General features: G+C 66.3%; 24 protein-coding genes. 11 read left to right on the forward strand and 13 right to left on the reverse strand.

Annotated elements, in window-relative coordinates:
* Positions 1-29 precede the first annotated feature (29 nt).
* The 5 genes from ldcA to queE all read right to left on the reverse strand — a co-directional run bounded on the left by ldcA (position 30) and on the right by queE (position 3,620).
* On the reverse strand, positions 30-947 hold the full coding sequence (gene ldcA / locus LQV39_RS08415; protein ID WP_230023317.1) for a muramoyltetrapeptide carboxypeptidase: 918 nt from the start codon (positions 945-947) through the stop codon (positions 30-32).
* Complete coding sequence (locus LQV39_RS08420; RefSeq protein ID WP_230023320.1) at positions 944-1,867, reverse strand: alpha/beta fold hydrolase; 924 nt, start codon at positions 1,865-1,867, stop codon at positions 944-946. Before LQV39_RS08420 ends, ldcA begins: the two co-directional genes overlap by 4 nt.
* Before the next feature lie 145 nt (positions 1,868-2,012).
* Positions 2,013-2,528 (reverse strand): tRNA adenosine(34) deaminase TadA, encoded by a 516-nt coding sequence (gene tadA / locus LQV39_RS08425; RefSeq protein ID WP_230023325.1) that lies wholly within the window; start codon positions 2,526-2,528, stop codon positions 2,013-2,015.
* Positions 2,521-2,967, reverse strand: coding sequence for a 6-carboxytetrahydropterin synthase QueD (gene queD, locus LQV39_RS08430; protein WP_230023328.1), 447 nt, complete (start codon positions 2,965-2,967; stop codon positions 2,521-2,523). The genes tadA and queD overlap by 8 nt, the downstream gene beginning before the upstream one ends.
* 17 nt (positions 2,968-2,984) lie before the next feature.
* On the reverse strand, positions 2,985-3,620 hold the full coding sequence (gene queE, locus LQV39_RS08435; protein WP_230023331.1) for a 7-carboxy-7-deazaguanine synthase: 636 nt from the start codon (positions 3,618-3,620) through the stop codon (positions 2,985-2,987).
* Between the two features lie 159 nt (positions 3,621-3,779).
* Between queE and LQV39_RS08440 the strand changes: the two genes are divergently transcribed.
* From LQV39_RS08440 to LQV39_RS08450, 3 genes are all read left to right on the forward strand, one after another.
* Positions 3,780-4,259: a hypothetical protein gene (locus LQV39_RS08440; RefSeq protein WP_230023334.1), complete on the forward strand. Its 480-nt coding sequence runs from the start codon at positions 3,780-3,782 to the stop codon at positions 4,257-4,259.
* Positions 4,260-4,442: 183 nt separating this feature from the next.
* Entirely contained in the window at positions 4,443-5,402 is a 960-nt protein-coding gene (locus tag LQV39_RS08445; RefSeq protein WP_230023337.1) for a GGDEF domain-containing protein, read from the forward strand.
* A 75-nt stretch (positions 5,403-5,477) separates the two neighbouring features.
* The gene (locus LQV39_RS08450) at positions 5,478-8,324 is read left to right on the forward strand and encodes a pitrilysin family protein (protein ID WP_230023339.1); all 2,847 of its coding nucleotides are present in this window, start codon (positions 5,478-5,480) and stop codon (positions 8,322-8,324) included.
* 1 nt (position 8,325) lies between these two features.
* Here the strand turns inward: LQV39_RS08450 and LQV39_RS08455 are convergent, their stop codons facing one another.
* From LQV39_RS08455 to LQV39_RS08475, 5 genes are all read right to left on the reverse strand, one after another.
* Positions 8,326-8,781, reverse strand: a complete 456-nt coding sequence (locus LQV39_RS08455; RefSeq protein WP_230023366.1) for a hypothetical protein — start codon at positions 8,779-8,781, stop codon at positions 8,326-8,328.
* 175 nt (positions 8,782-8,956) lie between these two features.
* Complete coding sequence (locus LQV39_RS26455; RefSeq protein ID WP_307727837.1) at positions 8,957-10,915, reverse strand: YsnF/AvaK domain-containing protein; 1,959 nt, start codon at positions 10,913-10,915, stop codon at positions 8,957-8,959.
* A gap of 22 nt (positions 10,916-10,937) precedes the next feature.
* The gene (locus LQV39_RS08465; protein WP_230023368.1) at positions 10,938-11,372 is read right to left on the reverse strand and encodes a DUF2382 domain-containing protein; all 435 of its coding nucleotides are present in this window, start codon (positions 11,370-11,372) and stop codon (positions 10,938-10,940) included.
* A 161-nt stretch (positions 11,373-11,533) separates the two neighbouring features.
* On the reverse strand, positions 11,534-11,800 hold the full coding sequence (locus tag LQV39_RS08470) for a hypothetical protein (protein WP_230023370.1): 267 nt from the start codon (positions 11,798-11,800) through the stop codon (positions 11,534-11,536).
* Positions 11,793-12,575: a DNA/RNA non-specific endonuclease gene (locus tag LQV39_RS08475; protein ID WP_230023372.1), complete on the reverse strand. Its 783-nt coding sequence runs from the start codon at positions 12,573-12,575 to the stop codon at positions 11,793-11,795. Before LQV39_RS08475 ends, LQV39_RS08470 begins: the two co-directional genes overlap by 8 nt.
* A gap of 243 nt (positions 12,576-12,818) precedes the next feature.
* On the opposite strand from LQV39_RS08475, the gene LQV39_RS08480 reads away from it, so the two are divergent.
* From LQV39_RS08480 to LQV39_RS08495, 4 genes are all read left to right on the forward strand, one after another.
* On the forward strand, positions 12,819-13,208 hold the full coding sequence (locus LQV39_RS08480) for a hypothetical protein (RefSeq protein WP_230023374.1): 390 nt from the start codon (positions 12,819-12,821) through the stop codon (positions 13,206-13,208).
* Positions 13,209-13,466, forward strand: coding sequence for a DUF5985 family protein (locus tag LQV39_RS08485; protein ID WP_230023376.1), 258 nt, complete (start codon positions 13,209-13,211; stop codon positions 13,464-13,466).
* 2 nt (positions 13,467-13,468) lie between these two features.
* Complete coding sequence (locus LQV39_RS08490; protein ID WP_230023379.1) at positions 13,469-13,741, forward strand: DUF5985 family protein; 273 nt, start codon at positions 13,469-13,471, stop codon at positions 13,739-13,741.
* A gap of 66 nt (positions 13,742-13,807) precedes the next feature.
* Positions 13,808-14,062 carry a hypothetical protein gene (locus LQV39_RS08495; RefSeq protein WP_230023381.1) on the forward strand — a complete coding sequence of 85 codons (255 nt, stop codon included), beginning with the start codon at positions 13,808-13,810 and terminating at the stop codon, positions 14,060-14,062.
* Here the strand turns inward: LQV39_RS08495 and LQV39_RS08500 are convergent.
* Entirely contained in the window at positions 14,043-14,894 is an 852-nt protein-coding gene (locus LQV39_RS08500; RefSeq protein ID WP_230023384.1) for a phytanoyl-CoA dioxygenase family protein, read from the reverse strand. The genes LQV39_RS08495 and LQV39_RS08500 overlap by 20 nt on opposite strands.
* A gap of 120 nt (positions 14,895-15,014) precedes the next feature.
* Here LQV39_RS08500 and LQV39_RS08505 point away from each other — a divergent pair, with 120 nt between their 5' ends.
* On the forward strand, positions 15,015-17,354 hold the full coding sequence (locus tag LQV39_RS08505) for an ATP-binding protein (protein WP_230023396.1): 2,340 nt from the start codon (positions 15,015-15,017) through the stop codon (positions 17,352-17,354).
* A gap of 12 nt (positions 17,355-17,366) precedes the next feature.
* Here LQV39_RS08505 and LQV39_RS08510 read toward each other — a convergent pair whose 3' ends face one another.
* Complete coding sequence (locus LQV39_RS08510) at positions 17,367-17,804, reverse strand: NUDIX hydrolase (protein WP_230023399.1); 438 nt, start codon at positions 17,802-17,804, stop codon at positions 17,367-17,369.
* Positions 17,801-21,037 (reverse strand): response regulator, encoded by a 3,237-nt coding sequence (locus LQV39_RS08515; protein ID WP_230023402.1) that lies wholly within the window; start codon positions 21,035-21,037, stop codon positions 17,801-17,803. The genes LQV39_RS08510 and LQV39_RS08515 overlap by 4 nt, the downstream gene beginning before the upstream one ends.
* Positions 21,038-21,159: 122 nt before the next feature.
* Here LQV39_RS08515 and LQV39_RS08520 point away from each other — a divergent pair, with 122 nt between their 5' ends.
* The 3 genes from LQV39_RS08520 to glf all read left to right on the forward strand — a co-directional run bounded on the left by LQV39_RS08520 (position 21,160) and on the right by glf (position 24,346).
* Complete coding sequence (locus LQV39_RS08520) at positions 21,160-22,263, forward strand: mechanosensitive ion channel family protein (protein WP_230023405.1); 1,104 nt, start codon at positions 21,160-21,162, stop codon at positions 22,261-22,263.
* 138 nt (positions 22,264-22,401) lie between these two features.
* Positions 22,402-22,836, forward strand: a complete 435-nt coding sequence (locus LQV39_RS26360) for a KGG domain-containing protein (protein WP_374199415.1) — start codon at positions 22,402-22,404, stop codon at positions 22,834-22,836.
* 355 nt (positions 22,837-23,191) lie between these two features.
* Positions 23,192-24,346, forward strand: coding sequence for a UDP-galactopyranose mutase (glf, locus tag LQV39_RS08530; RefSeq protein WP_230023408.1), 1,155 nt, complete (start codon positions 23,192-23,194; stop codon positions 24,344-24,346).
* Positions 24,347-24,372 lie beyond the last annotated feature (26 nt).

Raw genomic sequence — 24,372 nt, forward strand, 5'->3', positions numbered from 1 at the left:
TGGCGCCCCGCAAGCCACCACCACTCAAATCAAGCCGGCTGGAGCGTCGGATAATTGGACAGGGTCAGTTTCCACGCGCCGTCAGCCGACACCAGCCGCCCCTGCGCGCCGAACGGAATCGTCACCCGCCGCTGGATATGCCCGAATTCCAGTCCCGTCAGAATGGGGCAAGGCAGGGTGGCGCGCAGATAGGCCAGCATCTCGTCGAAGTTGTAACCGTTGTCGCTAGGGGCCAGGCGGTAGCCGGAAAAATCGCCCAGTACGATCGCCCGCTGGCGCGCCAGTACACCGGCCTGCATCAGCTGCAGCAGCATGCGTTCGACCCGGTAGGGATGCTCGGCGATGTCTTCGAGGAAGAGGATGCCGCCGTCGATCTGCGGGAAATAAGGCGTGCCGAGCAGCGAAACGATCATCGCCAGATTGCCGCCCCAAACCGTCCCGGCCACGTCCAGCGCCGGGTTCCCGGGGCCCTTCCCTGCCACCGTGTGGGTCGGACCTTTCAAGCATTGCCAGAAATTGTCCAGAGTGAAGTCGACCGGCTCGGCGGCGCCGAAATCGCCGGCGAGCATCGGGCCGGCGTAGCTGCTCGCGCCGCGGCGGGCGTACAGTCCCATGTGGAAGTCGGTGATATCGGAGTAACCGACGAAAATCTTGCCGCTGTCCGCCATGCGGTCGAAATCGATGTGCGGCATCAGGCGCGTCATGCCGTACTGGCCGCGCAGGGCGAGGACGATCTGCACATCGGGATCGGCGGCGGCGGCGTTCAGCTGGGCCAGGCGCGCCTCGTCCGTGCCGCCGAAGCGCAGGTGGCGTTTGTCATGCTCGTAGTAGTTATGGACCAGGATGCCCTGGGATTCGAGGAGGGCGATGCCGCGGGTTACCGCTTCCGGCTCGACCGCATAGCCGCCCGGGGCGACCAGCGCGATGCCAATTTTCTGAGTGATCACTGTTTGACGAAGAGCCGTGGTGTAGAGTCCGGCGTCATCTTACCGTGCGCATGGGCGTCGATCAAGGCAAGCAGTCTCTCCAGCAGCTGGGTGGGCAGGTCGTGGCCCATGCCCTCGATGATTTCGAGCCGCGCGTTCGCGATCGCCTGCGCTGTGTCCTCGCCGCAGGCCGGCGGGCACATCGGATCGGCGGCGCCGTGGATCACCAGGCTCGGGGCGACGATGGTGCGCAGCTGCGGCGTGCGGTCGCCGCAGGCGGCCACGGCCAGGATCTGGCGCACCACGCCGCCGGGGCAGCAGTTGCGGCGCAGTGCACGCGCCACGCGCCGGCGCAGCTGCTTTTCCGGGGTCGGATAAGTCGGGCTGCCGATCGCCTGCCAAAGGCGCACCCCGTGCTCGATCATGGCGTCGGCATCGAGGGTCCTGGGGCGGCGCAGCAGCGCGCGCTTGACTTCGGGGCTTGGCCCCGGCAGGCCGCGGCGGCCACTGCTTGACATGATGGAGGTCAGGGTCAGCACCCGCGACGGGAATTTGGCGGCCATCAGCTGGGCGATCATGCCGCCCATCGACATCCCGACCACATGGGCGCGCGCCACCCCAAGAGCGGACAGTACGCCGACGGCGTCGTCGGCCATGTCTTCCAGGGTGTAGGGCGGGCGGATCGGCCAGCGCACCAGCGACTTCAGCCAGGCCAGGCCCAGGCTCGGCGTGCCGGCGTGCTCGAACTTGGTGGAGAGACCCGTGTCGCGATTATCGTAACGGATCACGTAAAAGCCGAGCTCGACGAGACCTTCGACGAATTCGTCCGGCCAGGCCGTCAATTGCAGGCCGAGGCCGGAGATCAGCAGCAGGGGCACGGCTTTCGGGTCGCCCGCGGTGTCGAAGGCGATGCGGATGCCGTTCGCGTTCAGGCTAGGCATGGCGGCAACACCTGCGTCGGTATCGGCGCCGGGCCGAGAGAAAGCGGAAGGGATGCTGGGTGATGGGCGATTGGTCCACGCGTGTCTCCGCGCCGCTATGCAGGCGGCGTGAAACCAGCATACCATTTTCGCCCGTTCGGGGGCGTTACGGGAGGATGGGGTTCTTGCGCGCCGCCCGGCGCTCGGCAAAGAAGCCCTTCAGCATGGCGCCGGCCTCTTCCGCCAGCACCCCGCCGACCACTTCGGTGTGGTGATTCAGTTCCTCGCGCGCGAACAGGTCGAGCACGGAGCCGCAGACCCCCGTCTTGGGATCGGTGGCGGCATAGACCACGCGCGCCAGCCGCGCATGCATCATCGCGCCCGAGCACATGGCGCAAGGTTCCAGCGTCACGTAGAGCTCGCAGCCCGGCAGGCGGTAGTTGCCGAGCTTTTCGGCAGCCGCGCGCAGGGCGACGATTTCGGCATGGGCGGTCGGGTCGTGGCGGCCGATCGGCTGGTTGAAGCCGGCGGCGACGATCTCGCCGTCCTTGACCACCACGGCGCCGACCGGCACCTCGCCGGCCTCCCAGGCCTTGCGCGCCTCGATCAGGGCGAGCGCCATGTACGCGCCGTCGCCGTCGCGTTCCAGGCTCACCGGCTCGGGCGCGAAAGAATCAGGCATCGGTGATCTCGGCCCAGCAGTTCGGGGTCTCGTGCAGCACCAGCTTCTGCAGGCGCAGGCCGGTGCCGTAGCGGTCTGTATAGGCCGCCTTCAGGATGTTCCAGGCGACCTGCGCCAGGTTCTCGACGGTCGGGATGCGGTCGATGATCACGGTCTTGTGGCCCGGCAGGCTGGCCAGGAACTCGCGCACCTTGTCGTCCTTTTCATAGACCAGGAAGGCGTGGTCCCAGACGTCGACCAGGTGTTCCTTGGCCAGCGACTTGATGTCGGAAAAATCCATGATCATGCCGTTGTCGGAACTGCCTTCCGTGTCGATCACGGCGCCGGTCAGGGTGATTTCCAGGGTGTAGCGGTGGCCGTGCAGGTTGCGGCACTGGCTCTTATGGTCGGGAATGCGGTGGCCGGCATCGAATTCCAGCTTGCGGGTAATGGTCAGCATAGGGTTGCGCGGGGCGCTCAGGGGATTTGCAGGAGTTTGTGGGTCTGGATGCTCAGCTTCCACTTGGGATTGCGGCGGCAGGTCTCGATCGCGAGCTTCGTGTTTTGTGCCGCCAGCGGGCCGTCCATCGGCTGGACGTAGAAATTCTCGAAGTCCAGGCCTTCATAGGCGGCCAGGTCCTGGCCGAGCTGAGGGATCACCACCTTGATCTCGTTGCCTTTGCCGACCACGAGCTTCGAGCCCATCTTCGGGCTGACGCAGATCCAGTCGACGCCTTCCGGCACCGGCAGGGTGCCGTTGGTCTCGATCGCGATGGTGAAGCCGTGCGCGTGCATGGCGTCGATCAGCGGCTTGTCCAGCTGCAGCAGCGGCTCACCGCCGGTGAACACGACGTACTTGCTGGCAGTGTGGGTGGCCGGCCAAAGGCCGTCGATTTCGGCGGCGAGCGCCCCGGCGTCCTTGAACTTGCCGCCGCGCTCGCCGTCCGTGCCGACGAAATCGGTATCGCAGAACTGGCACACGGCGCTGGCGCGGTCGCTTTCGCGCCCGGTCCACAGGTTGCAGCCGGAAAAGCGGCAGAAGACCGCCGGACGGCCGGCATGCGCGCCCTCGCCCTGCAGGGTATAGAAAATTTCTTTGATGCTGTAAGTCACGGTAAAAGTCCGGTTAAGCCTCTCGTCAACCTTCCATTATACCGCGCACTGCGGCAGCTGCAGAAGACCACATAGATGTTGACTTCCGGCAAAAACTATCCTCTCAGAAAGACGTACCTTTTCGTAGCGGAAAGTTCCTACCACTTTAGGAGACGGACCATGAAGACCGTGATGCACCATGCCTTGCGCGCCGTGATTGCCGCCCTGCTGCTGGCCGGCCTGTGGTGGCTGGACAGCGGCGCCGGCAGTGGCGCGCGGCCGGAGCGCCTGCGGATCGCCTGCGTCCTGCTGCTCGGCCTGGGCATCCTGTTCACCACCCTGTTCCGGCGCGTGCACAGCGAAGACCGCATCGCCGACCTCGAAGCCGCGCTGTGCCGCGAGCAGTCGGCGCGCAGCCACGCCGACCATGCGCTGGCCAAGGCCGACCTGCTGCTGGCCCGCATGGCTGCGCGGGCCGCCGGCAATGTCGCCACCGATCCGGCCGGCCAGCTGGTCATCATCCAGGCCGAGCTGACCCAGATCCAGCAACGCTGCCGGGCCGACCAGGGGACCCGCAACCGGCTGGAACTGTTGCGTACCCGCCTCGACCGCCTGGGCACCAGCCTGCGCACCGGCGCCCGCGCCGCCGAGCCCGGATGACCAGCCTGGGGCCGGTTTCCCGGTCCTCTTTAGGATAATTCCGGGCCTAAAACGTTCTTGCCTTAAATCAATAAGGCGTGATGTGCCGTGCCGCACAATCCGATCTTGTCAGCAGTCAATTAGTTGCTCAACAGACAGATCAAAGGACGGCACATGACAGGCACAACAACAATACAGCGGCCCATGGATTCCTCCAGCGCGACCGGCGACCGTGCCTTCGCGCACCAGCTCATGGAGATGCTGGCGATCCCGGTATTCGTGCTGGATACCAGCTGCCGCGTCATGATCTGGAACCGTGCCTGCGAACACCTGACCGGCGTGGCCGCCGCGGAAGTGGTCGGCACGCGCGAGCACTGGCGCAGCTTTTTCGACGAGCCGCGCCCTACCCTGGCCGACATGGTGATCCAGGACCGCGCCGGCGAGGTCCCCGTCATCCATCCCCGCAGCGCCACAGGCCAGCCGGCCCATTTGTCGGCCGAAAGCTGGTTCGACATGCCGCGCGTTGGCCGGCGCCGCTACCTCGCCGCCGACGCCAGTCCCATCTACGACGAGCGCGGCCGCCTGGCCGCCGTGGTCGAGACCCTGCGCGACATGACCGACGAGAAAATGGCCCAGATCGCCCTCGAGCAGCTGGCCACGCGCGACGGCCTGACCGGGCTGGCCAACCGCCGCTGCTTCGATGACACCCTGCAGGCCGAATGGGCGCGCGCCCAGCGCCAGCGCCAGCCGCTGTCCTTGCTGATGGTCGACGTCGACAATTTCAAGGCGTACAACGACGCCAATGGCCACCTCGGCGGCGACGAATGCCTGAAGCGCATCGCCACCGCCGTCGCCAGCGAGATGCGCGCGAACGACCTGGTTGCCCGCTATGGCGGCGAGGAATTCGCCGTGATCCTGCCGAACCAGTCGCTGAAAGGCGCCGCCAGCGTGGCCGAGCGCATCCGCACCCGGGTCGAGCAGCTGCAGGTGCCGAACCGCCTAACCGCGGGACGGCACGTGACCGTCTCGATCGGCGCCGCCACCGCCCTGGCTTCGCCGGACACCGAGGCGTCGGAACTGGTGGCGACTGCCGACGCCGCCCTCTACCGCGCCAAGCACATGGGGCGCAACCGCATCAGCCTGCCGCTCTCGGAGCCGGCCTGACGTAGCATTTCATCTATAAATTTCCTTGGGAATCGACTAAGCTGTCGCGCACAGCAACATTCCCGAGGAGATAGCGTGTCACAGTTGTTCAAGTATGTACCGCTGGCCGCCATGGCCATCGCCGTGCCCGCCTGCGCCGCCGCCGCAGCCAGGCCGGCACCGTCCAGATCCGACGTCCTTCCTTTTAATGCCACCGAAAAGCAGCTGCCGAATGGCCTGAAGGTCATCGTCGTGCCGACCGGCTTCCCCAACCTGGTGTCGGTGACGATCCCGGTGCAGACCGGTTCGCGCAACGAAGTCGAGCCGGGCAAGTCCGGCTTCGCCCACTTCTTCGAGCACATGATGTTCCGCGGGACGAAGGCCTATCCGCCCGAGAAGTACCAGGACATCATCACCAAGGCCGGCGCGCGCCAGAACGCCTACACCAGCGACGACCTCACCAATTACTACACGACCTTCGCCAGGCAGGACCTCGAAACGGTGCTGAAGGTCGAGGCCGACCGCTTCCAGCACCTGGATTATTCCGAAGCCGCGTTCAAGACCGAATCGCGCGCGGTGCTGGGCGAGTACAACAAGAACAGCGCGAACCCGATGCAGAAGCTGTTCGAGGCCCAGCGCGACGCCGCCTTCAACACCCACACCTACAAACACACCACGATGGGCTTCCTGAAGGACATCGAGGACATGCCCAACCAGTACGCGTATTCGAAGACCTTCTTCGACCGCTGGTACCGCCCGGAGCGCACCACCATCATCATCGCCGGCGACGTCGATCCGAAGAGCGCGATCGCCCTGGTCGAAAAGTACTGGAGCGGCTGGAAGCGCGGCTCGTACAAGGTCGCCGTTCCGGCCGAGCCGGCGCCGCAGGGCGCCCAGTACCGCCACGTGAACTGGCCCAGCCCGACCCTGCCGCTGGTGACGGTCGCCTTCCGCGCCCCGGCCTTTTCCGATACCAACAAGGACCAGGCCGCGTTGTCGATGCTGCTGTCGCTGTCGTTCGGCCGTACCTCGCCGCTGTATAAACGCCTGGTGCAGGACGAGCAGAAGGTCGACCAGCTGTTCGACTACACCCCGGCCCGCGTCGACCCCTCGCTGGTGACCATCGGCGCGCGCGTCAAGAAACCGGAAGACGCACTGTACGTACGCAACGCCATCCTCGAGACGGTCGCCAGACTGCACGACACCCCTGTGACCAGGCAGGCGCTGGAAGAGGCGCAGTCGTCGGAGAAGTATGGCCTGATCCGCACCCTCGACAACACCGACACGGTTGCCAGCACCCTGGCCTCCTACGTCCACTACGACCGCTCCTACGGCACGATCAACCGCTACTACCGCCTGATCGACACCCTGACCCCGGCCGACCTGCAGGCCGCGGCCCGTAAATACCTGGTCGACGCGTCGATGGTGGTGACCACGTTGTCGCACGAAGCACTCCCGGTCGGTATCGACGCCCTGCCGAAGCTGGCCGACATGGCGCCCAAGGCCGGTGATGCCAGGTTCGACCTGCTGGTGCAGAAGACCGCGCTGCCGCAGATCCGCTTCAAGCTGCTGTTCGAGGCCGGATCAAGCCAGGACCCGGCCGGCAAGGAAGGCCTGGCGGCCCTGACCGCGGCGATGGTCGCGCGCGCCGGCTCGAGCGAGCGCAAGTACGATGAGGTGACCAAGGCCCTGTTCCCGATCGCCGGCGGCTTCTTTGATTCGACCGACAAGGAAATGACCACCTTCACCGGCACCATCCACCGCGACAACTGGAACCAGTTCCTCGACGTCGCCCTGCCCCAGCTTCTCACGCCCGGCTTCCGCGAGGACGACTTCCGCCGCCTGAAGGACGCCCAGAAGAACGCCCTGGTGCTGGACCTGAAGGACAATAACGAGGAAGAGTTCGGCAAAGAGCGCCTGCAGGCCAACATCTTCGCCGGTACGCCCTACGGCCACCCGGTGCTGGGCACCGTGAAGGGCATCGAGTCCATCACACTGGACGACGTACGCCAGTTCTATCGCCAGGCATATGCGCAGGGAGCACTGCACGTCGGCATCTCGGGTGACGTCACGCCGGAAATGACGGCCCAGCTGAAGACCCGCCTGGCCGGCCTGCCGGAAGGCGCCGGCCTGCCGCGCATCGCCAGGCCGCAAGGCCGCAAGCCGCAGGGCCTGGAAGTCGAGATCATCGAGAAGAACACCCGCGCGACCGCGATCTCCTTCGGCCTGCCGATCGAGGTCAACCGCGCCCACCCGGACTTTCCGGCCCTGTGGCTGGCCAAGACCTGGCTGGGCGAGCACCGCGCCTCGAACTCCTACCTTTACCAGCGCATCCGCGAACTGCGCGGCATGAACTACGGCGACTACGCCTACATCGAAGCCTTCCCGCGCGGGATGTTCGGCTTCTTCCCGAGCCCGAACCTGGGCCGCAAGTCGCAGATTTTCGAAGTCTGGATCCGCCCGGTCGCGCCGCAGAACGCCCATATGGCGCTGCGCATCGCGCTGACCGAGCTCGGCAAGCTGATCGACAAGGGCCTGAGCGAGGAGCAGTTTGCCGCCACCCGCGACTACCTGATGAAGAACGTGTTCGTGATGACCGCCACCCAGGACGCCCAGCTCGGCTACGCGCTGGACTCGCAGTGGTACCACACGCCGGAATTCACACAGATGATGCGCGACGGCCTGTCGAAGCTGACCGCGGCCGACGTCAACGCCGCGATGCGCAAGCACCTGTCGGCGCAGAACCTGTCGGTGGTCTTCATCACCAGGGATGCGGCCGGTCTCAAGGACAAGCTGCTGAGCGATGCGTTCTCGCCGATCACCTATGACGCGACCAAGCCGCAAGCGCTGCTGGACGAGGACAAGGCGATCGGCGCCATGAAGCTGGGGATCCGCCCGGAGGCGGTGAAGATCACGCCGGCGGCGCAGGCGTTCGCGCAGTAAGTCAGGGCATGAACTCGTTGTTCACCCAGACTGCCCTTTCGAGGACCGCCAGGTGGGAAGCACTGAGATACCAGCTGGCGCTGCCGACCTGGTTCGGGTGGTACTGATAGGCGCTGGGCGGGTGGATGCGGGATGCCGGCGTCGCCACCTTGCGGCGCAGCGGCGCGCCTGGAATCGTGTCGTAGATCCAGGCGCCGTACTCGAGCCACATGTGGGTGGGCGTGACGTCGCCGGGATACTCGAATTCGCCGTAAATGACACAGGGGATGGCCACCTGCGGCGAAATCCGGCACTGTTTGAACTGCTGGACCTTGGCGTCGTGGCTGCCCACGAATCCATTCAGCAGCAAGCCATTTCCTACATCGGAGATTTCGTTGTTCACGGCATTGGACAGGGTGTCGTTCACCCAGCCGTCGAGTGCCCACACGCGGCAGCTGCATCCTTCTAGAAAAGCCATACGGTCTCCATTCGTTCGGTGGCGGATTTTCGATCGTATGCGTGCGGAAATGGCCGGTCAATGCGCCCTGATTCGCTTGATGCCGACTACTGAAGAAGAGCAAGAAAGCGATTCTTTTTTTGGACGAAAAAAAACGCCGGCCGGGGCCGGCGTTCGTCATGCTGCGATCAGGCGATCAGTGAACGACCTTGTCCCAGCCGTGGCGCACCGCGGCCTTCATCTTGTCCCAGGTCGAGACGCCGCCCTTGCTGTAGCGGGTATCCCAGTCGCTGCGCAGGTCGGACTCGACGTCGTCCCAGTTGCGGTTCTGGTAGCGCGAGTCGCTGCGCATCTGGGTGCCGTAGCGGTAGGCCGGATCGTAGTCGTTGTAGGTGTCGCCGCTGGAACCGTAGGTGCTGCTCCAGTGGCTGCGGTAGTAGGAGTCGTCCGAATCGCTGTCCGGGGTGATCTTGTCCCAGCCGCGGCGGACGGCCGCCTTCATCTTCTCCCAGGTCGACGAGCCGCTGGCGCCGTAGCGGGTATCCCAGTCGCTGCGCAGGTCGGATTCCACATCGTCCCAGTTGCGATTCTGGTAGCGCGCATCCTTGCGCATCTGGCTGCCGTAGCTGTAGGCGGGCGCGTAGTCGTCGTAGCTGCCGCCCAGGCTGGAATAATTGGTCTGCCAGTCGCTGCGGTAATAGTCGTCATCATTCGTGTCCGGGGTGATCTTGTCCCAGCCGCGGCGGACGGCCGCCTTCATCTTCTCCCAGGTCGACGAGCCGCTGGCGCCGTAGCGGGTATCCCAGTCGCTGCGCAGGTCGGATTCCACATCGTCCCAGTTGCGGTTCTGGTAGCGCGAGTCGCTCCGCATCTGGCTGCCGTACTGGTAGGCCGGCGCGTAGTCATCGTAGCTGCCGCCCAGGCTGGAATAGTTCGATTGCCAGTCCTTGCGGAAGTCGTCATCGCGGGCGCCCAGTTGCTCCACCTGTACTTCGGTGTGGCGCACGGAGTCCTTGATGTTTTCCTGGCGCTGGCTGACTTCCTTGCCGACGCGGACTTCCTCGACCACGCGGGCCGACTTCTGCACCACGGCTTCCTCGGCCTTCTCGCGCATCTCGATCGACTGTTCCTTGAACAGGCCGGCATCGGCGCCGGTGACCGGGCGGTCCACCGGGCGGCGTTCGACGTTCACGTGCTCTTCGCGCAGGTTGACGCTTTCGTTGACCGGGGTTTCGACCACGCGCGAGAACACGCGCACGCCGCCGCGCTGGACTTCACGCTTGCCGACCTTCAGGTCTTCCTGCACCACCGGGATGGCGGTGGTGCGCTGCTCGTTGAGCATTTCGCCCATGTCGCGCTGCATCGAGCCGGTCTGGATGGTGCCGCCCAGCGAGGCGTCGCTCGAGCCTTGCAGCGACGACGAGCCTTGCAACGACGATGATCCTTGAAGCGGAGCGCTCTGCAGCGTGCGGCCGGTCGAGGTGTCGAGGGTGTTGCCGCCGATATTCGTGTCCTGCGAGCCGCCAGCCTGCAGAGAATCGCCGGCGCGCATGGTGCCGCCCATCGGCTCCTGGTAGGTCTGGCCCTTCGGCACCGGATCGTTCAGGTCCTGGGTGGCGAAGGAATTGCGCTCACCGAGCTCGCCGCTCAGGTTGCCGGCGCCGGAGGACGGCTCGCGGTATTCGGATTGCTGGGACATCGCCGAGGATTTCTGCAGGCCGCTGCCCGCGCTGGCGCCGGCCGCCAGCATGGCCGGATCCAGCGAGCTGGCCGAGCCGGTCAGATCGTGGCGCTCGTCGAGGTCGACCGGGCCGAAGCGCTCGATGATGTCGGCGGCGCGCTCGACTTCCGGTTCGGACTGGGTGACCAGGGTCAGCACGTGATGGCCGCGGCTGACCACGTCCGAGTAGCGCGAGACGTGCTCGTCGTTGTCGGAACCGAACAGGCCATTGAAGAAATGCTTGATCTGCGCGCCGATGCTTTCATGGACTTCGCTGGTGTGCTCGGTTTCGCCGGTCAGGCTGTTGGTCTGGCCGGTCGGGTCGGCGCTGGAAACGTTGACGTCGGTGCGGGTGAAGCCCGAGGCCAGCAGCTCGTCCATGGCGTTCTGGGCGTCGCTTCGGTTATCGAATACCGCTACAAGAGTATGTTGCATGATGATTCCTCCGATTGGTAGGTCATTCAGGTGGGCGGTCGCCGGCCTCCTCGAAGCGCTCCACGCTGACCTGCTCGGATTTGAGCATGACGGTTTCCGCGTGGCGCTCCTCGCGCCGGGTTCGGGTAATGCGGACTTCCTCCTTGATGCGCACGCGGCGTTCGACCACGAGCACTTCTTCGAGGATGGGCACCACCAGCGTCTCGCCTTCGTAGCGCGTGGCGGGCGCAGCGTCCAGAGGGACGATGCGGTCCACCGGGACGTGGCTGACCTCGACCTCGTCGCGCAGCAGGCGTTCGTCGATATGGCAGGGATGCTCGGCGACTGTCTTGTGGATGCGCACGCCGCGGTCCGTGTCGATGACCCGCTTGTCGACCTGCACTTCCTCGCGGATCACGGGTATCGTCAGGCTCTCCTGCCGGTCCTCTCCGTTCGGTTGCACTGGGTCAATTGGCACGGTCCATCTCCTCGATATCGCGACGCTAGAGCAATCGAGGTTACCCCAAAAGCTTACGGAACCCGCGCACCATTGACTCTCTACAAACGTAGACAATCCAAAAACAAAAACGGGCCTTGCGGCCCGTCAATGTGCGTGAATGGCGACTCGAGGCCGCGTGCTCAGGCGAACGGATTGTCGACTTTCTCGATCTTCGGCGGCGGCAACTGGTCCGGCAAGTCCCTGTCCTCGAGGCCGGCGACGATCTGCCCCAGCAGCGCATGCAGGCGTCTTGCCGCTTCCAGACCCTGCTTGTCGGCGGTGAGGTCGACGTCGCCGGAAATGGTGATGCGGTCGAGGCGGTTCTCGATCGTCAGGCGCCCGATCTCGAGCACGTCGGCTTCGTTCGCATAAGGCACGAAACCCTGCGCTTCCTTCCTGTCAGTCATTGCTCTTCCTCCTGTCGCCCTTCTTCTGGCGGATGTTCGGCAGTTTCAGCATGCGCTCCTTTTCTTCCTCGCTGAGGGCGGGCAGCAGGTCGATGCCGATGATGCGTTCGAGTTCGGGAATCGGGATCACATTGGCCTTTGCGTCCGCCGTGTTCTCGACGAACCAGGCGGCGCCGGCTTTCTGGCGCGGACTGTACACCAGTTTATATAAGTGGGTCGGCACCAGCACATTGCCGACTTTGCGCAGATTGCTGCCGAGGAAAGCCGGCCCCGTCACCACGTACAGGTCGCCCTCCTTCTTCGCCATCTTGCGCACCGCGCCCTCGATGCCGGCCCACAGGTGCCGGTTGTTCTCGCCGTCCTGGGGAACGATATTGGCCAGGCTGAAGCTGTCGCGCTGGCTGTCGCGGTCGGGCATGTCGCCGTTCGGGGCCATATGGCCGCGGTCGAGGCCGCTGCGCGCATAGTCCGCCAGCTCGGCGCGCTGGCCGGCCGGCAGGCGCGACTCCGCATGGAAGGAATTTTCGCGCGACATCTGCTGCGCCGATTCGACTTCGTGCGCCTCCAGGTGCTCGGCCGACCACAGCGGCGTGCGGGTCACGCCCGAGTGCATCACGGTAAACACGTTGAAGCAGAGCTCCTTTGTCGCCGGCGCCAGCCTGGGGTTCCGGATCTGCGGCGCGCGGCCATCGAGATAATGGTCGGCGCAGGATTCCGCGCTGCGGGGCGCGGCGGGCGCCCCGGCGATCGGCGCGTTGGGCCGCGACGACTGCACGGGATGCCTGTCGCAGGCCCCCAAGGCGAGCAAACTGGACAATAATACAAGTGGAGCGAACAGCTTCTGAAGCATGGTGATATACAAAGGTCAATCGTGCCGTCATTGTAGCCGAGTAGTGTTTGTGCACTCTCACGGCATGAAATGAAACACGCGCACGATAGAAAAGCGCATTTCCAATTGGAATGTTATAGAATCCGTCCTTTCCAAAAGCTAAAGTGCATTTGAGCAAATATAGTGGCAATGGATAATTTCTCCATTCCCGAGGATCTCCGGCGCTTCGTGCTGACCAGTATTCCGTCAGTACCTTTCCTGGAAGCCCTGCTGCTGATGCGGGCCAACCCGGAACAATGCTGGAGCCGGGATACCCTCGCGCGCCGCCTCTACGTGCGCGACAAGGTCGCCGAAGGGCTGCTGGCCGAGCTGTGCCTCGCCGGTATGGCCGCGCCTTCGTCCGCCGACGGCGACGCTTTTTGCTATCGGCCACGCGAGGAAGCGCTGCGCGAACGCATCGACGGCCTGGCCGACCTGTACTCGACCCACCTGGTCGAAGTCACCCATCTCATCCATTCTTCCCTCGACCGCAAGGCCCAGCAGTTCGCTGACGCCTTCAAATGGCGAAAGGATTCTTAAGTGGCGTTTACCATCTATTCGCTGTGCACCCTGACTTCACTGGCCTGCGCCTGGCTGCTGCTGGCGAGTTACCGCCGCACCGGCCATCGCCTGCTGTTCTGGAGCGGCTGGTCCTTCGTGGCGATGACGGTGAACAACCTTTTCCTGGTGTTCGACAAGGTCATCTTCCCCGATGTCTATCTGCTGCCGGTGCGCCTGGTCTCGGCCCTGGTGTCGATGCTGCTCCTGCTGTACGGCCTGATCTACGAGAAGGAGTAACCATGAACAATATCCTGACGGGCGCCATCGCCATGGCCTCGACCGTGATCGCACTGTTCTTCCTGCGTTTCTGGCGCAACACGCACGACCGCTTCTTCCTGTATTTCGCGCTGTCCTTCGGCATCGAAGGCGCGCACCGCGTGTATTCGGCGCTGAGCTATCAGGAGAACGAAGATTCGCCACTGCATTATCTGATCCGCCTGCTGGCCTATGGCCTGATCCTGTGGGCCATCCTGGAAAAGAACCTGCCGGAGCGAAAAAAGCCGCAAGACTGAAAGCGTGCGCCCGCGCCCTTCCCCCTGCGCCATAATCGGCTGACGAAGCTAGCAAAGGAGGAACCGATGGCAAACCAGCAGAATCAGCAGAATCAGCAGAATCAGAACCAGCAGCGCGAAACCCCGGCCCCGGAGCAGAACGGCCGCTCCGAAGACCTGCTGCCGGCGGGCGCCGCCGACAACACGGCGGACGGCCGCTTCGAAGTGGCCGAGGAAGTCAACATGGACCAGCAGTCCGACGCCACCCGCCGCGTCGGCAAGGCGCCCAAGGGCATCGCCTCCGATGCTCTCGCCGACTCCCTCAAGCCTGATCCGGAGTAAGCCCCATGCGCAGGCCCTCGATCGTGTGGGCCTGGTAGATGTCTTCCAGCGAGCCCACCACCCGGCAGGTCAGGTGGGCGCGCACCTCTTCCGGCAGGCTGTCCCAATAGCCCTGCGTGACCTGCAGGTCGTGCTTCTCGGCGTTGCGCGCGTCCGGCGCGTCCACGCCCAGCACGAACACGGGACGTGACAGCTGCGAGCGGTTGGCAGTGCCGCGGTGGATGGTCAGCGCCGAGCGCGCCGAGATGTCGCCCACCTGCGGCAGCTTGCGCTGGGCGCGCGCCTCGTAGCGCGGGTACAGCGCCTTGTCCGGGAACATCGGGTCGCCGCCCGCCAGGTCGTCCCACTGGGTGCCGGGCGCGATCTCGAAGGGGCCGATCTCCTCGGTCACGTCGACGGTGGTGATGTTGAAGGCCAGCGAATTCAGGCGGCGCCCGACCAGGGTCGCTTCCGGGGCCGCGAAATCGCGGTGCCAGGGCTGGTGCATGGCGCCCGGGAAGGGAATGTCGAAGCCGGCCTCGACGACCTTGTAGTCCGGCCCCAGCACGGCGCGGCAGACCGCTGTCACCCATGGATGCGTGACCAGTTCGACGAAGCCGCGGATGCGTTCGGGGTGTACTTCGACGTAATAGCGGGCAGGCCCGCGCTCGAGGGCGCCGCCGGGCCTTGCGCGCGCCTCCGCGAACAGGGTCTCGATGTCTTCCTTCAGTCGGGCCACCCACTCTTTGGTGAAGGCGCCCTTGCGGGCGATGATGCCGTCCCCGTACAGCCCGCCCATGATGGCGCCGGTATCGAACTCGGTATTGAAGCCGCTTGCGCTTGCATTGCTCATGTTCCGTCCTCCTGGCTTGCCATCCTAACGCCAAGCCGGCAAGCGGCGCGCACGGCCGGCGGTTGACTTTACGTCGGACTGCTCCTACATTGCTTGGATCATCGATGACACGGACTCCGCATGCCCCCTGAGCCAGCCGCCGCCAGTACCCAGTCCACGCGCGGGCGCGTCCTGTTCGTCTGCGACCGTGCCGACGTCGACCCGGCCGTGGCCGGCGTCGCCGCCGAACTGGGCTATGAAGTGCTGCGCGTGCGCAGCGCCGGCGAAGCCCTCGAGCACACGGCGGCGCCCGGCTTCGCCCTGATCCTGGCCGGCTACGCAGAGAATGTCGATGCCTTCGCCGGGGTGCTGCGGCGCCTGCGCGCGGCTTTCCCGCTCACGCCGCTGGTGGCGATCGGCCTGCCGCCGCGGCGTGACTTTTCGGTCGACGCCCTGTACGAGGCCGGCGCGCTGTCGGTGCTGGAAGACCCGATTTCGCCGCCGGTGCTGCGGGCCAAGGCGCGCTTCTACCTCGACGCCTACGCCACCGCGGCCGAACGCACCCGCACCCAGGCCGCGCTGGAGGAGACCCAGGCGCGTCTCGAATCCACCATCGCCGCCGCCGACGTCGGTATCTGGAGCTGGGAAGTCGGCGCCGACCGCGTGATCGGCGACGCCCGCGTCGCCGCATTGTACGGCCTGAACGAGGGCGAAGAAGGCGCGCCGCTGTCGGCATGGCTGGACGCCATCCATCCGGACGACCAGGCGGCCATGACGGCCCGGCTGCGGGACGCGGTGGCGCGCTGCGAACCCTACGAAGCCACCTACCGCGTACGCAGCGCCGAGGGAGGCTGGCGCTGGATCCTGGCGCGCGCCCAGTCCGAGCCGGGTCCGCAGGGCGCCGCGCGCCTGCGCGGGGTGGTGATCGACGCCACCACGCGCAAGCAGGCCGAGGAACGGCTGCAGGCCACCGAGGAGCGCTACCACACCCTGTTCGATGCGGTGGACGTCGGTGTCTGCGTCATCGAAATGCTCTACGACGGCGAGGGCAAGCCCTGCGACTACCGCTTCCTCGAGGTGAATCCCGCCTTCGCCCTGCGCACCGGCCTGCTGGACGCCGCCGGCAAGACCATGCTCAGCCTGGCCCCGGCCCATGAGCGGCACTGGTTCGACCTCTATGGCCGGGTGGCCGACACCGGGGAGCCGGTCCGCTTCATCCAGGAGGCGGCGCAACTCGGCCGCTGTTACGACGTCTGCGCGGCCCGGGTCGGTCCGGCCGGCAGCCACAAGGTGGCGCTGCTGTTCACCGACATCACCGAGCGCCGCCACACCGAGCTGGAATTGCGCCGCCTGGCCGACGGCCTGGCCGAAGAGGACCGCCGCAAGACCGAGTTCCTGGCGACCCTGGCCCATGAGCTGCGCAATCCGCTCGCGCCGATCCGCAGCGGCCTGCAGCTGATGCGCCGGACCAAGGGCGACCCGGCGGCACTGGGACGGGTGCAGGACATCATGGACCGCCAGCTCGACCACCTGGTGCACCTGGTCGACGACCTGCTCGACGTCGCCCGCATCACGCGCGGCCAGATCGAGTTGAAGCCCGCCTGGATCGACCTGGAAGATGTCGTGCGCGCCGCGCTCGATACCAGCATGCCGCTGATCGACGCCGCGCGCCACCGCCTCGACCTGCGCCTGCCCGCCGCACCCGTCAGGCTGTATGCCGACGCGGTGCGCCTGACCCAGGTGCTCAGCAACCTGCTCAACAACGCCGCCAAGTACACCCCGCGCGGCGGCGCCATCGTGGTGGCGGTGGAGCGGAACGAAGACCAGGCGAACATCGTCGTCTCGGACAACGGCATCGGCATTCCGCCCGAGTCGCTCGATTCGGTATTCCAGATGTTCACCCAGATCGCGCACCCGGCCCAGCGCAGCCAGGGCGGGCTGGGGATCGGCCTGTCGCTGGTGCGCAGCCTGGTCGAACTGCATGGCGGCAGCATTACCGCGGCCAGTCCCGGCATCGACGGCGGCAGCGTGTTCACGGTGCGCCTGCCGCTGGCGGGCAAGGACAGACGCGAACCCGCGCCCGCCGCGCCGGCGCCGGCGCAGGCCGCCCCGGCGGGGCTTAAGGTGCTGGTGGTGGACGACAACCGCGACGCCGCCGACACCCTGGCCGCCCTGCTCGGCATCATGGGCCACAGCGCGCCGGTGGCGGCCGACGGCTACCAGGCCCTGCGCATGATCGCCAGCCTGGACCCGGACATCGTGTTCCTCGACATCGGCATGCCCGGCATGTCGGGGCACGAAGTGGCGCAGGCGGTGCGCGCCGACCCGCAGTTCGACAACGTGCGCCTCGTGGCCCTGACCGGCTGGGGCGGCGAAGCGGACCGCGCCCGCAGCAGTGCCGCCGGCTTCGACGCCCACCTCACCAAGCCGGCGACGGTGGCGGCGATCGAAGAGACGCTGGCGCGCCTCGCGCCGCGCTGATTCTTTCCAGACTCACCAGTCCAGCGACAGCAGGCGCTCGGCCATGCGCGGCCAGCACAGCTTCGCGACCTCGTCGCGCGTGGCCCATCTGAAGCCGTCGGTCTCCGGGGTCGGCTTGCCGGTCACGTGGTGCGGGAAGAAGCTGCGGCACACCAGGTGGCCGAGGTCCGGCAGCTCGTCGCCGGCCTCCACCTTGTACAGGTGCAGACATTTGTCGCGCCGGTATTCGAAGCGGCCCAGGTCGATGAAGCGCGCGGCCTCGAAGACCAGGCCGGCCTCTTCGTACAGCTCGCGCATGGCCGCCGCCAGCGTATCCTCGCCCGGATCGAGCAGGCCCTTGGGAATGTCCCATTTCGCGGTGCCGGTGACGTGGCAGATCAGCAGCCGGCCGGCGCCGTCGACCACCAGGGTGCCGCAGGAAACGTCGGCCGTCTTGCGCACCCTGTTCACGGCAGGCTCCGCGCGGCGGCAGTCAGCGCCTGCTCGAGCGCCTCCAGGCTGACCGGCTTGGTGAGATGCTGGTCGAAGCCGGCTTCCTGCGACTGCCGCTGGTCGCTCTGCGAACCCCAGCCGGTCAGCGCGATCAGCACCACCTGGCGCAGCGCCGCCGTGCGGCGGATCTCGCGCGCCACCTCGTGCCCGCTCATGCCCGGCAGGCCGATGTCGAGGAAGACCAGGTCGGGCACGAACTCGCGCGCCGCGGCCAGACCGTCCACGCCGTCGTGCGCCACCACGGTGGTATGGCCGAGCGCATCGAGCAGTGCGGCAAGGCTGTCGGCGGCGTCGGCATTGTCGTCGACTACCAGCACCCGCAAGGGTCCGCCGGCGCCGGTTTCCTGCACCTCCCCTTCCTGGCCCGGCGCGGCCAGCGCGTGCGGGCTGCCTGGCCGCAGCGGCAGGCGCAGCGTGAAGGTCGAACCCTGGCCCGGACCGCCGCTGAAGGCGCCCACGCGGCCGCCGTGCAGCTCCACCAGGCGCCGCACCAGCGACAGGCCGATGCCCAGGCCGCCCTGGGCGCGATCGAGGCTGCCGCGCACCTGGGTGAACATCTCGAACACCGAGCCGATGCTGTCCTGGGGGATGCCGACGCCGCTGTCGGCCACCGAGACCACCGCATGGCCATCCTCGCGCCAGGCCGACAGGGCGATCCGCCCGCCGGCAGGCGTGTACTTGGCGGCGTTGTTGAGCAGGTTGGACAGCACCTGCACCATGCGCGTGACGTCCGCCTCCAGCTCCAGCGGCTCGGGCGGCAGTTCCACGCTCAGCTGGTGGTGGTGGGATTCGATCAGCGCGGTGCTGGTCTCGACCGCGGTGGCGACGATCGCACGCAGCAGCACCGGCTCCTTCTTCAGTTCGATCTTGCCGCGCGTGATGCGGGCGATGTCGAGCAGGTCGTCGACCAGGTGGATCAGGTGGCCCAGCTGGCGGTCCATCATGCCGTGCACCCTGTCCGCGGCCTGTACATCGCCGGGCGCCATGCGCAGCAGGTCGAGGCCGGTGCGGATCGGCGCCAGTGGGTTGCGCAGCTCGTGCGCCAGCGTGGCCAGGAACTCGCTTTTCCTGTGGTCCGCTTCCGAGAGGTCGGCGGCGACCCGGCGCAGCTCGTCCTCGGCATTCTTCTGGGCCGTGATGTCGCGCGTGATGGTGGCCAGGCCGATGTTCTGGCCATTCGCATCGCGCACCGCGAAGCCCTTGAAGTACACGGGAACCGGTTCGCGGCCCTGGGGCTGGGCCAGGCGCAGTTCGCCCTCCCATTCCGCCTGTTCGCCGGTCAGGGCCGCCATCATGTGGTCGCGCACGAAGGCGCGGTCCTCGCGCGGGAAAAAGTCCAGCATGCGCCAGGCGGCGATGTTGGTGTCGTCGCTCAGGCCCGCCATGCGGCGTCCGGCCGGGTTCAGGTAGATGCCGCCGGCATCCGGCGTGAAGATGCCGATGAAGTCCGAGGATTGTTCGGCCACCGCGGCCAGCCGGCGCACGCCCTCCTCGGCGCGGCGGCGGTCGGTCTCGTCGCGGAAATATAAAGCCAGGCCACCGTCGCCCGTGCCGCGCGACGCGTCCGTGCCGGACGACTCCATCGGGAAGGAGTTGATCTCGAACCAGCGCGCCTGCGCTTCGTCGTAGACCTCCATGCGGCTGCGGCTGCGTTGAAGGGCGCTGCGGCGCAGCAGCGGTTCGTGGGTGCTGCCGCGCAGCGCCGGGAACAGGTCCCAGAACTGGCCGCCGACCAGGTCTTCGCGGCGCTTGCGCGTGAGATCCTCGGCGGCGCCGTTGGCATAGGTGATGCGCCACTCGGCGTCGAGGGCGATGAAGCCTTCGCTCATGCTTTCGAGGATCGCGCGCGAACGGTGCTCGGCGGCCTGGCGCTCGGCCGCCTCGTGGCGCTGGCCGATCACCAGGGAAGCGGTGTTCGCCAGCAGGGCCAGCGCGGCTTCCTCCTGGGGCGCCAGGTGGCCGGCGTCGCGGTAGTAGAGGCTGAAGGCGCCGAGCACCGCGCCGGAGGGCGCCAGGATCGGCAGCGCGCGGCAGCCGTGCAAGCCGTGCGCCAGCGCCAGTTCGCGCTGGCCGCTCCACAGCGAATCGGCGGCGATGTCCGGACTGGCGACAGCCTCGGCGCGCCAGGCGGCCGTCGCCGCCGACCCGGCCAGTGGGCCGAGGCGGACCGCGTCGATCGCGAGCTGGAATTCGAGCGGCAGCGAAGGCGCGGCGGCGTGGCGCAGGTAATGGCCGTCGCCCGATACCAATTGGACCGAGGCCAGCGCGGCGCCGCCGCTGACATCCTCGGCGGTGCGCGCCAGCACGTCCAGCACGTCGCCCAGCGGCGCATCGGTGACGGCCAGTTCGAGGGCGCCGCGCTGGCCCACCGCGAGCGCATTGGCGCGGGTCCGCTCGGTGACGTCGACGCCGTGCAGCAGCACCCCGGACACGCTGCCGTCCGGCTCGCGCAGCGGCATGCAGACGAAGTCCAGGAAGTGTTCGTCCAGCCCGGCGCGCGGCGCGGGCGCGCGCAGCAGCAGGCGCGCATTGCTGGCGTCGACGGCCTCGCCACCGCGGTACACGCGCTCGATCAGTTCGACGAAGTCCTGGCCTTCCAGCTCCGGCATGGCGGCGCGCAGCGGCAGGCCGGCAAGCAGCCGGCCGCCGGCCAGTTCGATGAAACGCCGGTTGGCCATGTCGACCACGTGCGCCGGGCCGCTCATCACGCACATCAGGGCCGGCGCGCGGTCGAAGATGTCGCGCATGCGGTCGCTGGCCGCCTGCCGGTGGCGCTCTTCCTCGATGCGCGCGAGCTCGGCGCGCTTGCGGTGCAGCTCGATGAAGACCCCGGTCTTGGCCCGCAGCACCGTGGTGTTGAAGGGCTTGGTCATGTAGTCGACCGCGCCCAGCGAATACGCGTGTTCGATCGGGAATTCGTCGGCGTCGCCGGCGGTCAGGAAGATGATGGGCAGGGCCTGGGTGCGCGGATGCTGGCGGATCAGCTCCGCCAGCTCGAAGCCGTTCATGGTGGGCATGCGCACATCCAGCAGGACCACCGCGAAGTCGCGCGCCAGTACCTCGCGCAGGGCCGCCTCGCCGGAGGTCACCGACACCAGTTCGTCGGCCAGCCCGGCCAGGGTGGCCTGGAGCACCGCCAGGTTGGCGGGCTGGTCGTCGACGAGGAGGATGCTGGTGTGGTCGTTGGCCATGCGGCGAGATGATGCAAATAAAGCAATGTATGCTCCGCGCTGCCGAAAGTCAATTGTGCGCACCTCGGCGCGGCCTGCCCTCACACTGGCATGGCGTTGTTGCACCAAATCGGAGTTTGTAGATGCGTTTCCCCTTCCTGGCGCCCCTGCGCCGGCTTTACTTCCTTGGCAATTCCCTTGAAGACTGGGTCATCGCACTGGCGGTGGCGGTGCTGGCGACGGCGGCGATGGCCTTCGTGCGCGCGGTGGTGCTGCGGCGACTGGCCGCCAATTCCGCCGCTACCGAGACCCGCCTCGACGGCCTGGTCGTGACCATGCTATCGCGGACCTATCTGCTGTTCATCGTGGCATTCGGCGTCTATTTCGGCAGCACCTTCCTTGAGCTGAGCCGGGCGCGCGCGCTGTTCGTGTCGCGCGTCGCGGTGGCGGCGCTGCTGATGCAGGTGGCGGTGTGGGGCGACGTCGGCCTGCGCGCCTGGCGCGACCAGTTGCGCCATGGCCAGGACGGCGCGCGCCGTAATTCCAGCGCCATCCTCGGCTTCAGCCTGCGCCTGACGCTGTGGGTGATCGTGTTCCTGATGGTGCTCGATAATTTTGGCGTCAACATCACGGCCCTGGTGGCCAGCCTGGGCGTGGGCGGCATCGCGGTGGCGCTGGCGGTGCAGAACATCCTCGGCGATTTGTTCGCCTCGCTCTCGATCACCCTGGATAAACCGTTCGAGATCGGCGACTTCATCATCGTCGGCGACATCCTCGGCTCGGTCGAGCACATCGGCCTGAAGACCACCCGGGTGCGCGGGCTGGGCGGCGAGCAGGTCGTGTTCTCCAACGGCGACCTGCTGAAAAGCCGCATCCACAACCACAAGCGGATGGAGACGCGGCGCGTGGCCTTCGTGCTGCGGGTCGCCTACGGCACCAGCGAGGAGCTGCTGTGCCGGATCCCGCGCATCATCCGCGAGATCATCAGCGCCAAGCCGAACATCGATTTCGAGCGCGCCCACTTCTTCATGTGGGGCGAATGGTCGCTGAACTTCGAGGTGGTCTACCACTTCCGCAGCCCCGACTACATCCTGCACATGGACGCCCAGCAGGACATCTTCCTGGAGATCTACCGCCGCTTCGAGCAGGAAGGCATCCGCTTTGCGCACCCGCTGTCGATCGTCAAGCTGGCGGATCCGCCGCCGGGGTTCGCGCCGGGAGCGCCGGGACCGGCCTGGCGCCATTGATGTTGCAGAGGTCGCCGGACTCATCCTACAGCGCTGCCGTGAGCAGTCCTATACCTGTGTTTATGCGATCAGCATAAGATGAATCCAACTCCTCGACACCGAGGAACGCATGGCAACCATTCATTAAGGAGAGTGATCATGGCACAAAACAACCAGCAAAACGGCAATAACGGTAACCGCGGTTTCGCAGGCATGGACCCGCAGAAGCAGCGCGAAATCGCCTCGGAAGGCGGCCGCGCCGCCCACGCTTCGGGCAATGCCCACGAGTTCACCTCGGAAGAAGCACGCCGCGCCGGCTCGATGAGCCACAAGAACGACGGCAACCAGCAATCGGGCGGCAACGGCGGCGGCAACAACGCCGGCAGCGGCGGTGGTAACGGCGGCACTCGCGGCGGCTCGCCACAGCAGCACGCCGAGGCCGGGCGTCAGAGCCACAAGAACGACGGCGGCAACCAGCAGTCCGGCGGCAATAACGCCGGCAACAGCGGTGGCGGCAACGGCGGCACCCGCGGCGGCTCTTCGGAACAGCATGCGCGCGCCGGCTCGCAAAGCCACAAGAACGACAAGCGCTGATCGGCAGCGGTTGTAGTTCCTCTGCCCGACTGCCGGCCACGCGCCGGCAGTCTCGTTTTCACTCGGCAAATACCGTGACGCATCACAGCCAAAGCCGAGCCCGCCAGTTGCTCCCGCCAGATCCCGAACGCATCCAATTGTGCGATGCCGAACGGGTGATCGATGATATATTTTTGGCACGATACTGAACGCCGCGCCCGCGCCACTCCGCATGCCCTCCATGCGATCGACGTTGCGCCCGGCCGGCCGCGCATGCCGTCGTGTTCGACGCACTCATGTTCTTATCCAGCACCAAGCTTCAGGGCTTGCGGTCTCCGCAAGCGCGTAGATACAACTCAACTTCAGGATAAAACAGATGAAAAAGAATATCGCCATCGTCGGCGCTGGGTTCTCGGGAGCCGTGATCGCCAACCAGCTCGCCCAGGCCGGCTACAAGGTCGACGTGTTCGAATCGCGCCCCCATGTAGCGGGCAACTGTCACTCGGAACGCGATCCGGAAACCGGCGTCATGGTCCACGTCTACGGTCCGCACATCTTCCACACCGACATCGAGCGCTCCTGGGAATTCGTCAACCGCTACATGGAATTCATGCCTTACGTGAACCGCGTGAAGGCCATCACCAACCACAGCGTCTATACCCTGCCGATCAACCTGCTGACCATCAACCAGTTCTTCGGCAAGACCTTCCGCCCGGCCGAAGCCCAGGCTTTCCTGGCCAACCTGGGCGACAAGTCGATCGAGAACCCGACCACCTTCGAGGAACAGGCGCTGCGCTTCGTCGGCCGCGAGCTGTATGAGGCCTTCTTCAAGACCTATACCATCAAGCAGTGGGGCCTGCAGCCGAGCGAACTGCCGGCCAGCATCCTGAAGCGCCTGCCGGTGCGCTTCAACTACGACGACAACTACTTCAACCACAAGTACCAGGGCATGCCGAAGGACGGCTACACAGTGCTGGTGGAACGCGTCCTCGACGTGCCGGGCGTCACCGTGCACCTGAACACGAAGTTCGACCCGGATTCGAAGGTCGACTACGAGCACGTGTTCTACAGCGGCCCGATCGATTCCTGGTTCAAGCATGCCGAAGGCCGCCTGCCCTACCGCACGCTGGACTTCGAAGTGTTCCGCGAGAAGGGCGATTACCAGGGCAACGCCGTCATCAACTACTGCGACAACGCCGAATCCTTCACTCGCATCACCGAGCACAAGCACTTCTCGCCCTGGGAACAGCACGAAGGCTCGATCATGTACAAGGAGTACAGCCGCCAGTGCGAAGAGAAGGACCTGCCCTACTATCCGATCCGCCAGGCCCGCGAGAAGGCCCAGCTGGAGCGCTACGTCAACCTGGCCAAGCAGGAAGACAACGTGACCTTCGTCGGCCGCCTGGGCACCTACCGCTACCTGGACATGGACGTCACCATCAACGAGGCGCTGACCACCGCGGACAAGTTCCTCGAAGCCGCGCAGAGCAACGCCCGCATGCCGGCCTTCGCAATCGATCCGCTGGCGTAACCAGGCAAGACCGATCACTGCACGCA

The organism is Massilia sp. Bi118, assembly GCF_918697865.1.
In the GTDB taxonomy this organism is placed as follows: Bacteria; Pseudomonadota; Gammaproteobacteria; order Burkholderiales; family Burkholderiaceae_D; genus Telluria.